Source organism: Streptomyces sp. NPDC050732 (assembly GCF_040654255.1).
In the GTDB taxonomy this organism is placed as follows: Bacteria; Actinomycetota; Actinomycetes; order Streptomycetales; family Streptomycetaceae; genus Streptomyces.
In genome coordinates this window covers 19,595-31,402 of sequence record NZ_JBFAHP010000035.1, presented here as the reverse complement: position 1 = coordinate 31,402, position 11,808 = coordinate 19,595, and the positions used below count along the sequence as shown (strand labels likewise).

8 protein-coding genes are annotated in these 11,808 nt (G+C 71.5%); 4 read left to right on the top strand and 4 right to left on the bottom strand.

All coding sequences use genetic code 11. The features are described 5' to 3' along the window. Positions 1-75 precede the first annotated feature (75 nt). Positions 76-2,805, top strand: a complete 2,730-nt coding sequence (locus AB0H82_RS28120; RefSeq protein ID WP_362997500.1) for a Tat pathway signal sequence domain protein — start codon at positions 76-78, stop codon at positions 2,803-2,805. 17 nt (positions 2,806-2,822) lie between these two features. On the opposite strand, the gene AB0H82_RS28115 is transcribed toward AB0H82_RS28120, so the two are convergent. Genes AB0H82_RS28115 through AB0H82_RS28100 form a run of 4 tightly spaced genes read right to left on the bottom strand, consistent with a single transcriptional unit; the run spans position 2,823 to position 7,031 of the window. Beyond that, positions 2,823-3,854: a LacI family DNA-binding transcriptional regulator gene (locus AB0H82_RS28115; protein WP_362997498.1), complete on the bottom strand. Its 1,032-nt coding sequence runs from the start codon at positions 3,852-3,854 to the stop codon at positions 2,823-2,825. Beyond that, positions 3,851-4,765: a carbohydrate ABC transporter permease gene (locus AB0H82_RS28110; protein ID WP_362997496.1), complete on the bottom strand. Its 915-nt coding sequence runs from the start codon at positions 4,763-4,765 to the stop codon at positions 3,851-3,853. The genes AB0H82_RS28115 and AB0H82_RS28110 overlap by 4 nt, the downstream gene beginning before the upstream one ends. Then, positions 4,762-5,706 (bottom strand): sugar ABC transporter permease, encoded by a 945-nt coding sequence (locus AB0H82_RS28105; RefSeq protein WP_362997494.1) that lies wholly within the window; start codon positions 5,704-5,706, stop codon positions 4,762-4,764. The genes AB0H82_RS28110 and AB0H82_RS28105 overlap by 4 nt, the downstream gene beginning before the upstream one ends. Next, positions 5,703-7,031, bottom strand: a complete 1,329-nt coding sequence (locus AB0H82_RS28100; RefSeq protein ID WP_362997492.1) for an extracellular solute-binding protein — start codon at positions 7,029-7,031, stop codon at positions 5,703-5,705. The genes AB0H82_RS28105 and AB0H82_RS28100 overlap by 4 nt, the downstream gene beginning before the upstream one ends. 201 nt (positions 7,032-7,232) lie before the next feature. On the opposite strand from AB0H82_RS28100, the gene AB0H82_RS28095 reads away from it, so the two are divergent. The 3 genes from AB0H82_RS28095 (at position 7,233) to AB0H82_RS28085 (ending at position 11,803) form a co-directional block, all read left to right on the top strand. Then, on the top strand, positions 7,233-9,254 hold the full coding sequence (locus AB0H82_RS28095; RefSeq protein ID WP_362997490.1) for a beta-galactosidase: 2,022 nt from the start codon (positions 7,233-7,235) through the stop codon (positions 9,252-9,254). Positions 9,255-9,482: 228 nt separating this feature from the next. Next, positions 9,483-11,018 (top strand): glycosyl hydrolase 53 family protein, encoded by a 1,536-nt coding sequence (locus tag AB0H82_RS28090; protein WP_362997488.1) that lies wholly within the window; start codon positions 9,483-9,485, stop codon positions 11,016-11,018. A 137-nt stretch (positions 11,019-11,155) separates the two neighbouring features. Next, complete coding sequence (locus AB0H82_RS28085; protein ID WP_362997486.1) at positions 11,156-11,803, top strand: GntR family transcriptional regulator; 648 nt, start codon at positions 11,156-11,158, stop codon at positions 11,801-11,803. Positions 11,804-11,808: the final 5 nt, after the last annotated feature.

Genomic DNA, 11,808 nt, shown 5'->3' with positions numbered 1-11,808 from the left:
TGGTCGCGTCCCGCGGCGGAGCCGCACATGTCAGAGCCCCGCGCCCCTTTAGGGGCGCCTGTGTGAAGGGATCGTATGTCCTCCGTAACCCGTAGGTCTCTGCTCAAGGCTGCCGCTACGGCAGGCGCCGCCGCCCAGGTCGGCTGGGTGCTCGGGCGGGGGGAGGCCCGGGCCGACGCGCCCGGCGCCCCTGGCCCCGACGCCCCCGCCGACATCCGCTGGCTGGAGGACGGTGGGCTCGGGGCCGCGCCCGGGTCCACCTTCGGGGTGCCCTGGCCCAAGGGTGTCCACGGTGCCGGCACCACGTTCGCCCTCGTCAGCGGCGACGGCGACCGCGTGCCCGTGCAGAGCTGGCCCACCGCGTACTGGCCCGACGGTTCGCTGAAGTGGACGGCGCATGCGGTCGGGCCCGGAGGAGCGGGCGCCGAACGGTTCACGCTGGCGGCCGGGACCCCGGCGGCGTACGGGAAGAAGCTCACCGTCGCCCGGACCGGCCGCAAGGTCACCGTGGACACCGGTGTCATCACGGCGGTGATCGACGAGGACGGCGAGCGGCTCGTGCGGTCGGTGACGCGCGGGGGCAGGAGGATCGCCACCGACGGGCGGCTCGTCCTGCTGCGACAGGGCGAGGTCGACGACGGGGACTCCGGCAGCGCGAAGTGGGAGCGGTTCGACGGCGAGATCGGCGAGGTGAAGGTCGAGCAGGACGGGCCGCTGCGGGCGGTCGTGCGGGTCGACGGCAAGCACCGGAGGGGGAGACGGAGTTGGCTGCCGTTCAGCGTCCGGCTGTACTTCTACGCGGGCGCCGACTCCTTCCGCATGGTGCACACCATCACCTACGACGGGGACCAGGAGAAGGACTTCATCCGCGGGCTCGGCGTGCGCTTCACCGTGCCGATGCGTGATGCCGCGTACGACCGGCACATCCGGATCGCGGGGGAGGGGAAGGGGTTCCTCACCGAGGCCGTGAAGGGCATCACCGGGCTGCGGCGCGACCCGGGCGCCGCCGTGCGCGCCGCGCAGGTCAAGGGCGAGAGGCTGCCGGACCCGGCGACCTGGGACCAGCGGGTCACGAGCAGGCTCCAGTACATACCGGCCTGGGGCGACTACACGCTCTCCCAGCTCTCCGCCGACGGCTTCACGCTGCGCAAGCGCACCGAGGAGGGCCGCGGCTGGATCACCGCGGGCGGCGGCGGGCGGGCAGGCGGCTTCGGGTACGTCGGCGGGGTGAGCGGCGGGTTCTCCTTCGGGCTGCGGGACTTCTGGGAGAAGCACCCCGCCCAGCTCGACATCCGCGGCGCCGCGAGTGACGCCGCGGAGGTCACCCTCTGGCTCTGGTCCCCCGAAGCACCCCCGATGGACCTGCGCTTCTACCACGACGGCATGGGCCAGGACACGTATCCCGAGCAGCTCGAAGGCCTCAACATCACCTACGAGGACCACGAACCCGGGTTCGGCACGCCCTACGGCATCGCCCGCACCAGCGAGCTGATGTTCTGGGCCAACGCCGCGACACCGACCGCCGCCGAGCTCGTCGCCCAGTCCGCCGCGGTCCGCACGCCGCCGCAGCTCGTCGCCGCCCCCGAGCACCTGAGCAGGGCCAAGGTCTTCGGCGGGCTCTTCGCGCCCGTCGACCGCTCCACGCCCGCGAAGGCCGAGATCGAGGACCACCTCGACTTCCTCTTCACGTACTACAAGGACCAGGCCGAACAGCGCCGCTGGTACGGCTTCTGGGACTACGGCGACATCATGCACACCTACGACGAGGACCGGCACCAGTGGCGGTACGACGTCGGGGGGTACGCCTGGGACAACTCCGAGCTCTCGCCCGACCTCTGGCTCTGGTACGCCTATCTGCGCTCGGGCCGCGCCGACATCTTCCGCTTCGCCGAGGCCATGACCCGGCACACCGGCGAGGTCGACGCCTACCACCTCGGCGAGTGGGCGGGACTCGGCACCCGGCACGGCGTGCAGCACTTCGCGGACAGCGCCAAGCAGCAGCGCATCTCCACCGCCGTCTACCGCCGCCCCTACTACTTCCTCACCGCCGACGAACGCGTCGGCGACCTGATGCACGCCCTCGTCGACTCCGACGAGACGTTCCTCGCCCTCGACCCGCTCCGCAAGATCCGCACCGAGCCGTACGAGCCGGACCGGCACGCCCTGTCCATCGGCTTCGGCACCGACTGGAGCGGCCTCGCGGGCGCGTGGCTCACCGAGTGGGAGCGCCGGGGCCCGAAGGCGGAGAAGGCGGAGGCGCGGCTGCGCTCCACGATGCGGACCATCGCCGCGCAGCCCAACGGCTTCGTGCAGGGGAGCGGCCTCTACGACCTCGACACGGGCGAGTTCGCCGTCGTGGCCGAGCCCGCGGTGAACGTCTCGCACCTCTCCGCGATGTTCGGCCTCGTCGAGATGTGCGCCGAGCTGATCGACCTCGTCGACCTGCCGGAGTTCAAGGCCGCCTGGCTGGACTACTGCCGCTGCTTCAACGCGACCAAGGCCGAACAGAAGGAGCGGTACGGCAAGGACTTCGGCAGCCTGCTGCTGTTCCAGGGCCACTCCCGCCAGGACGCGTACGCGGCGGCCCAGCTGCGGGACGACGGGCTGGCGGCGCGCGCCTGGAAGAAGTTCCACGACAGCGACGGCTACACCCGCGCCATGAAGTGGGAGCGGACGAGGATCGAGGGCCCCGCCGCGCTGGAGCCGGGCCACGAGCACCCGCGCGTCAGCACCAACGAGACGGCCCTGTTCGGCCTCGCCGCCATCCAGAACCTGGCCCTGATCGGCGACAAGCTGCCCAAGTAGCCGCGCCCCGGAGCGGGTCAGGCCGACCCCCGTCGTACCAGCTCCGTCGGCAGGATCACCGCCGCCGGGTCCTCGCCGCCGATCTGGGCGAGCAGGACGCGGACCATCTCCGTGCTGATCCGGTCCCAGGGCTGGCGGATCGTGGTCAGCTCGGGGTGGCTGCCGAGGGCGGCCGACGAGTCGTCGAAGCCGCCCACCGCGATGTCCTCGGGCACCCGGCGGCCCGCGCGCTGCAGTGCCGCGACGGCGCCCTGCGCCATCAGGTCGGAGGCGACGAACAGGGCGTCCATGTCCGGGGCGCGGCCGAGGAGTTCGGTCGCGCCGCGCTCGCCGCCGGCGCGGCTGTAGTCGCCGGGGACGACGAGCCGGTCGTCGGGCTCGATGCCCGCCTCGGCGAGCACTTCGCGGTATCCGGCGAGGCGCTCGGTGCCGCCGGGGGTGTCGAGGGGGCCCGTCACCATGCCGATCCTGCGGCGGCCGAGGGAGAGGAGGTGGCGGACCATGTCGCGGGCGCCGTCCCGGTCGTCGGCGGCGACGTACGCCACCTTGGAGGCCTGCCCGAGCGGCTTTCCGCAGGCAACGAGGGGCACGCCCGCGTCGCGCAGCCGGGCGGCGAGCGGGTCGCCGGAGTGGCTGGAGACGAGGAGGACACCGTCGACGTGGCCCGCCGTGATGTACCGCGTGATGCGGCGCCGCTCGTCCTCCGTGCCCGCGATCATCAGGAGCAGCGGGATGTCGTGGGCGGCGAGGGCCTGGGTGCAGCCGCGCAGCAGCACGTTGAAGTTCGGGTCCTCGAAGAACCGCTCCTGCGGCTCGGTGAGCAGGAAGCCGACCGAGTCCGAGCGGCCCGTGATGAGGGAGCGGGCGTGCCGGTTGACGACGTAACCGGTCCTGCGGATCGCGGAGTCGACCGCTTCCCGGGCCGCCGGGCTGACGTAGTGTCCGCCGTTGAGCACGCGGGAGACCGTGCCGCGGGAGACGCCGGCCTCGCGTGCCACGTCGTGGATGGTCGGCGCCTTGCGGCGCTGCTCCGGCTTGCTCATGGTCATGACTTTACGGCGCCCGACAGCAGGTCGAGGCTCCAGAAGCGCTGGACGACCAGGAACAGGGCGATGAGGGGGATGACGGCGAGCAGGGCGCCGGTGATGACGAGGGTGTAGAGCGCCGGGGTGTTGGAGCCCTGTTCGAGGAGGGTGAACAGGCCGAGCGTGATGGGGAACTTCTCGTCGTCGCTGAGCATGATGTACGGCAGCAGGAAGTTGTTCCAGACCGCGACGAACTGGAACAGGAACACCGTCACCAGGCCCGGCACCATCATCGGCAGCGCGATGCGCGTGAAGATCCGCCACTCGCCCGCGCCGTCCATCCGCCCGGCCTCGACGACGTCGCCGGGCACGGCCGCGGTGGCGTAGACGCGGGAGAGGTACACGCCGTACGGGGAGAGGATCAGCGGCAGCAGCACGGACGCGTAGGAATCGGTGAGGTCCGCCTTCGCCAGGAGCAGGTACTGGGGGACGGCCAGGATGACGGGCGGCATGAGGACGCCGGCCAGCAGGACGTTGAAGACGGTCTCGCGGCCGCGGAAGCGGTAGACCGCGAGGGCGTAGCCGCCGAAGGCGGAGACGGCTGTGGAGAGCAGGGCGCCCAGGCCGGCGTAGAGGGCGGAGTTGGCCATCCACTGCCAGTAGACGCCGTCGCGGTAGGCGCTCAGGTCGGCGAGGTTCTCGGCGAAGCCGGTGCCGGGCAGGAACGTGAAGGTGGAGAAGAGCTCGCTGCCCGACTTGGTCGACGCGATCACCACCCAGGCCACCGGCAGGAGGCAGTAGAGGGCGCCGAGCAGCAGGGCCGCGGTGGGGACGAGGGCGACGCGGCGGGGCCGGGGCGGGCCCTGCGCGGTGCCGGGGGTGGTGCCCGCGGCCGGGGCGGACTTGAGGCGCGTGGCGGGCGCGAGAGAGGTCATCGTGCTTCCCCCTGCTTCGTACGGGAGTTGGCGGCGCGCAGGAAGCCGAAGGACAGGACGAGCGTGACGACGGCGATGAGTACGGCGGTGGCCGCCGCCGAGTGGATGTCGCCCTTGCCGAAGGCGTCCTGGTACACCTTCATCAGCGGACTCCAGGTCGTCGGGACGGAGTTGGTGAGCGGCTTGAGCGTGGTCGGCTCGCTGAACACCTGGAGCGTCGCGATGATCGAGAAGAAGAAGGTGAGCACCAGCGAGGGCGCCACCATCGGGATCTTGATGCGGAGCGCGATCTGCAGCGGCGAGCAGCCGTCGAGCTTCGCCGCCTCGTACACCTCGGCGGGGATGGCCCGCAGCGACGTGTAGATGACGATCATGTTGAAGCCGGTGCCGCCCCAGACCGCGATGTTGGAGAGCGCGAGGTAGAGCGGGCCGCCGTCGAGCAGGTCGGGCTGCGGCAGGCCGAGGGTGTCGAGGACGTAGTAGAAGGGGCTCACGTCCGGCAGATACAGGAAGCCCCAGAGCAGCGCGGCGACGACGCCCGGCACGGCGTACGGCAGGAAGATCGCGAGCCGGGTGAAGGGCGTGAGCCGCACCCGGTCGCTGTCCAGCATCAGGGCGAAGACCAGCGCGAGACCCAGCATCACGGGGATGACGAGCGCACCGTAGCCGAGGACGCGCAGCGCGCCGTGCAGCAGCTCGGAGTCGGTGAACGCGGCGGTGTAGTTCTCCACGCCCGCCCACACCTCGCTCCGGGCGCCCTTGCCGAGGCCGAGGCCCGACACCTCGACCTTGTGCAGGCTCAGCCAGAGCGCGTAGCCGATGGGCAGGGCGAAGAAGAGGGCGAAGAGCGCGGTGGCGGGGAGGAGGAAGAGGTACGGGGCGCTGCGCACCCCTCGCTTGCCCGTGCGGCGGTCCGGTGCCGGCACCGTGCGACTCGTCACGGCGCGACCTCGAAGCCCTGCTTCTTCAGGTCGGCGACCGTGTCGTCCTGCATGGTCCGCAGGGCCGCGCCGAAGTCAGACCTGTTCTTGGCGGCCGAGCCGAAGGCGTCCTTGAAGGTGGTGTAGGCGACGTTGACGTTCGGGCCCCAGGCGCCGGGGGCCGTGGTCTTCGCGATGTCGGCCGCCTTCTCGTAGAAGTCGGGCTGGTTCGCGAAGTACGCGGGGGCCTTCGCGAGGGCGCCGCCGGTCTGGGCGTCGGTGGCGGCGGGGTAGATGCCGCCCTCCTTCACGAGTGCGGCGAGCGCCTTCGGGTCGGTGTTGAGCCAGGTCGCGAACTTCGCCGCGGCCTCCTTGTGCTCCGAGTCCGTGGTGACGGCGGTGGAGGAGCCGCCCCAGCTGCCGGTCACGGCCTTGCCCTTGGCGTCCCACTGGGGGAGCGGGGCCATCGCCCACTTGCCCTGGGTGTCGGGCGCGGCGGTGGTGAGGGTGCCGGGCGCCCACACCGCGCTGACCCAGGCGATCTGCTTGCCGGTGTTGAGCGCCTTGTTCCAGGCGGGCGTGTACATCGGCTGGTTGTCGATGGCGCCCTCCTTGACGAGGCCGCCCCAGAAGTCGGCGACCTTGCGCGTGGCCGCGTCGTCGATGCCGACCTTCCACTTCTCGCCCTCGGTGGTCCACCAGCGGGCACCGGCCTGCTGGGCGAGTCCGGCGAAGAGCCCGGAGTCGTTGGCGGAGAACGTGGTGAGGTCCTTGTCCGGCGCCTTCTTCTTCAGGGCGCGGGCCGTGTCGGCAAACTCGTCCCACGTCTTCGGGACCTCCAGCCCGTACTTCTTGAAGAGGTCCGCGCGGTAGTAGAACATCATCGGCCCGGCGTCCTGCGGGACGGCGTAGACCGCGTCCGTGCCGAGCGTGGTCTGCTGCCAGATGCCCTGGGTGTACGCGGACTTCGCCTCGCCGACCTCGCTCGATATGTCCGCGAGCGCGTCGTTGCTGACGAGGGTCGGCAGCGCCTGGTACTCGGCCTGCACCAGGTCGGGCGCCTTGTGGGCCTTGTGCGCGGTGAGGATCTTGGTGACCAGGGTGTCGCCGGACGCCTGCTTCTTGACCGTGACGTCGATCCGGTCCTTCTTGCCGGGGCCCTTGTTCCAGAGGTCGACGACCTTGTCCATGCCGGGCGTCCAGGACCAGTACGTCAGGGAGACCGGGCCGCCCGACCCGGCTCCGGAACCGTCGTCGTCGGACGAGCCGCAGGCGGTGAGCGCGGTGGCGCCGAGCGCGACGGTGACGGCGGCCGCGGCGAAGCGGCGTGGCGTGTTCTGCGGCATGGATCTTTCTCCCCTGAGCTGGGCCCCGCCTGCTGCGGTGCCTGCCATGCGTCTGTGAGCCGGTGAAGGCGTCTGTGAGCGTTCACAGTAGAGAAACATCCAGGACACTTGTCAATGGTTGTTGCTGTGCGGTTATGTTGGCCCGACGCCGCTGACGGCGTGTGTGCACGTTCCCAAATGATCGATCTTCGGGAGAGATCCATGCCGGACCACGCCCCCAAGGGCCTCACCCGCCTCGCCTTCGGCGGGGACTACAACCCGGAGCAGTGGCCGGAATCCGACTGGCGGGACGACGTCCGGCTGATGCGCGAGGCCGGCGTCACGATGGTGAGCGTCGGCATCTTCTCCTGGGCGCTCCTCGAACCCGCCCCGGGCGCCCACGACTTCGGCTGGCTCGACCGGCTCCTCGGCCTGCTGCACGAGAACGGCATCCGGGCCGACCTCGGCACGCCTACAGTGGCGCCGCCCGCCTGGTTCTACCGCGCCCACCCCGACGCGCTGCCCGTCACCGCCGACGGCGTGCGGTACGCATTCGGCTCACGCGGCGCCATCTGCCACAGCAACCCCGCCTACCGCGAGGCCGCCGCAGACATCACCACCCGGCTCGCCGCCCGGTACGCCGACCACCCGGCGCTCGCCCTGTGGCACGTCCACAACGAGTACGGCGTGCCCGTCTCCGCGTGCTACTGCGACACCTGCGCCGCCCGCTTCCGCCGCTGGCTGGAGGCGACGTACGGGACGGTGGACGCGGTCAACGAAGCCTGGGGCACGGCGTTCTGGGGCCAGCGCTACGGCAGCCTCGACGAGATCGACCCGCCCCGCGCCACCCCGACCGTCGGCAATCCGGCGCAGGCCCTCGACTACCGGCGCTTCGCCGACGCCACGATGCGCGAGAACTTCGTCCGCGAGCGCGACATCCTGCACCGCCTCGCCCCCGGCATCCCCGTCACCACCAACTTCATGACGGCCCTCAGCCAGTGCGACTCCGTCGACTACTGGGCGTGGGGGCGCGAGGTCGACCTGGTCTCCAACGACCACTACCTGATCACCGACGGACGCCGTACGCACGTCAACCTCGCCATGGCCGCCGACCTGACGCGCTCCGTCGCGGGCGGCGCGCCCTGGCTGCTCATGGAGCACGCCGCGGGTGGCGTCAACTGGCAGCCCCGCAACCCCGCGAAGGCGCCGGGCGAGATGGCGCGCAACTCGCTGGGGCACGTGGCGCGCGGCTCCGACGGCGCCATGTTCTTCCAGTGGCGGCAGTCGCGGCGGGGTGCGGAGAAGTTCCACTCGGCGATGCTCCCGCACGCCGGCACGGAGTCGCGGGTGTGGCGGGAGGTCGTCCAACTGGGGTCGGACGTGAGCGCATTGAGCCCTGCCCGGGGCACTCGAACCGTCGCCGACGCCGCCGTCCTCTGGGACTGGCACTCGTGGTGGGCGCAGTCCCTGGAGTGGCGGCCGAGCGAGGACCACGACGCGCGCGAGCGCGCCGACAGCTTCTACGAGGCCCTCTACGACCGGCACCTGACAGTCGACTTCGCGCACCCAGAAGCCGACTTGTCGGCCTATCCCCTTGTCGTCGTGCCCGCGCTCTACCTCGCCACCGAGGCCACCGCCCGCAACCTCCGCGCCTACGTGGAGAACGGCGGCACCCTCGTCGTCTCCTACTTCTCCGGCATCGTCGACGAGCACGACGCCGTGCACCCCGGACCCTACCCGGGCGCCCTGCGCGACGTACTCGGCCTGACCGTCGAGGAGTTCTCACCGCTGCTCGCGGGGGAGACGGTGCGCATCTCCGGGCCCGGGGGCGCGGAGCTGACCGGCGACGTGTGGACGGAGTTCGTGGTGCCGCGCGGCGCCGAGACGGTGTGGACGTACGAGGACGGGCTCGCCGCGGGACGTCCGGCCGTCACCCGGCACCGGCTCGGCGAGGGCACCGCCTGGTACGTCTCCACGCGGCTCGGCGCCCGCGAGCTGGACGCGATCCTGGGTGCGGCGGGCGGCGACGCGGGGATCGAGCCGCGCGCCGAACTCCCGCGCGACGTCGAGGTGGTGCGCCGCACGGGGGAGTCGGGGAGCTTCCTCTTCGTCATCAACCACACCGACTCCGAGGTGAAGGTGCCGCTGGAGGCCCACGGCACGGAGCTGCTCACTGGCGAACGCGCGGCGGGCCGCATGGCGGTGCCCGCGGGGGCCGTGCGTGTGGTGCACCTGGACGCCTGACATCTGATGCCTGACGCCTGACACCTGGTGTCTGACGCCTGGCGTCACACCGACCCCGGTCGTGGTCCGTGGGGGACTGCCGGCCGGACGCGGCGGCGCCGTGCACAACCGTGCGCGGCGCCGCCGCACTCTTTCTCCTCTTTCTCCCCCTTCTCCTCCTTTCCGCCCGAGTACCGCTACGTCGAAGGGACATCGACGATGCACGGCAACAACGCAGCACACACAACCGTGGCCCGCACCTCCCGCAGAGGACTGCTGGCCGCCGCCCTCGGAGGGGCCGCGGCCCTCGCCCTGCCCGCCCCGGGCGCACGGGCCGCGAGCACCCTCACCAACGGCGGCTTCGAGAACGGCCTGACGGGCTGGTCCGGATACGGCACCACCGCCGCCGCGTTCACCGAGGCGGGCGGTCACGGCGGCAGCACCCGCCTCTCCCACTGGGCCACTTCGGCCTACAAGGTGGAGACGTACCAGTACCTCACCGGCCTGGCCGACGGCCCGTACACGCTGACGGCGTGGGCCCGGTCCAGCGGCGGCCAGAACGCCGCCTACATCGCGCTGAAGAGCGGAAGCGCCGAGCAGCGCACCGACCTGCCGCCCACGCCGAACGGCGGCTGGATCCGCCTCGTCACGTCCGTGCGCGTCACCGGCGGCGCCTGCACCGTGCGCCTGTACTCGGACGCCCACGCGGGGGAGTGGGCCAACTTCGACGACATCACCTTCGCGCCCGGCTCGACGGGCCTGTCCGTCAAGGGCGGCGACGTCTCCACGCTCGCCAAGAACGAGGCGCACGGCGCCACCTACCGCTACGCCGACGGCACGAGCGGCGACGCCCTCGCCATCCTGAAGTCGGCGGGCATGAACTACGCCCGCCTCAAAGTGTGGGTGAACCCCGCCGACGGCTACAACAACAAGGCGAAGGTCCTCGCCACGGCGGCCCGCGCCAAGGCCCGCGGCATGAAGCTGCTCGTCGACTTCCACTACTCCGACAGCTGGGCCGACCCGGGCAAGCAGAACAAGCCCGCCGCCTGGGCGTCGCACGGCTACAGCCAGTTGACCAAGGACGTGTACGACCACACGTACGACGTCCTGAACGCCCTGAAGGCGCAGGGCACCACCGCCGACATGGTGCAGATCGGCAACGAACTCAACGCGGGCATGCTCTGGCCCGAGGGCTCGACGGACAACTGGGCGCAGCTCGCGGGCCTGTTGACGTCCGGCGCCCGGGCCGCGAAGGCCGTGTCGTCGGGCACACGGGTCGCCCTGCACCTCGCCGAGGGCGGCGACAACGCGGGCACGCGCTGGTGGTTCGACCAGGCCGTCTCGCGTGGCGTGCCCTTCGATGTCATCGCCCTCTCCTACTACGGCTACTGGCACGGGCCACTGAACGAACTGCAGGCCAACCTCGACGACGCGGCGGCCCGTTACGGCAAGCCCGTCCTCGTCGCCGAGACCGCCTACGCGCACACCCTGGCCAACGGCGACGGTCTGGAGAACAACCTGGCCCGCACCGACCAGCTCGCCGCCGGCTACCCCGCGACCCCCGCCGGACAGGCCGCCAACCTGCGCGACGTCATGAACGTCGTCGAGGCCGTGCCCGGCGGACGCGGACTCGGCGTCGTCTACTGGGAGCCCGCGTGGACGGCGGTCGACGGCAGCGGCTGGGATCCCGCCGACCCCTCCTCCGGCAACGCCTGGGAGAACCAGGCGCTGTTCGGCTACGACCGCCAACTGCTACCGGCGGCACGCTGGTTCGGCCACCGCTAGGGCTCTGGTCAAAGTCGTCGCCGCTTCTTTTGTCAGAAGCGTTGACGAAGCCCTGGCGCCCTCTTAACTTCTACGCGTCGTACTTCGTACGTCATATATGAGACGTGATACGCGATACGTGAGATCTGAGGGTGCCCATGACGTCCGTGCCGACCCCGATCCCCTCGCGCACGCAGTTCGTGCTCGAAGCGATCAAACACCGCATCCTCACCGGCGAGTTGCGACCAGGACAGCCACTGGTCGAGACGGAGCTCGCCGGTGAGTTCGGGGTCTCCAAGACGCCCGTCCGCGAGGCCCTCAAGACGCTGGCGGGCACCGGGCTCGTCGCGATGAGCCAGTACAAGGGAGCCGCCGTACGCACCGTGGACGCGGCCATGGCGCGCGAAGTGTACGACGTGCGGCTGCTCCTGGAGCCCGAGGCGCTGCGCCGCACCGTCCGGCGCGGCGCGGCCCTCGACACCGCACGCGAGGCCCTGGCGCGGGCCGACCTCGCCGAGGACGCCGCCGAACGCTCGCTGGCCAACCGCGAGTTCCACCGCACGCTGTACTCCGCCTGCGGCAACCCGCTCCTCGGCCGCCTCCTCGACGAGGTGCGGGACCAGGCCGCCCTCGTCTCCGCCGTCGCCTGGTCGGCCGACCCCTCGTGGGCCCGCGAGGCCACCGAGCACCAGGAGATCCTGCGGCTCGCCCTCGCCGGGGACGCCGACGGTGCCGCCGAGGCGCTGCACCGCCACATCGCGTCGTTCGTGCAGCGCGCCTTTCCCTCGGAAGGGGACCTCCAGTGACCCAC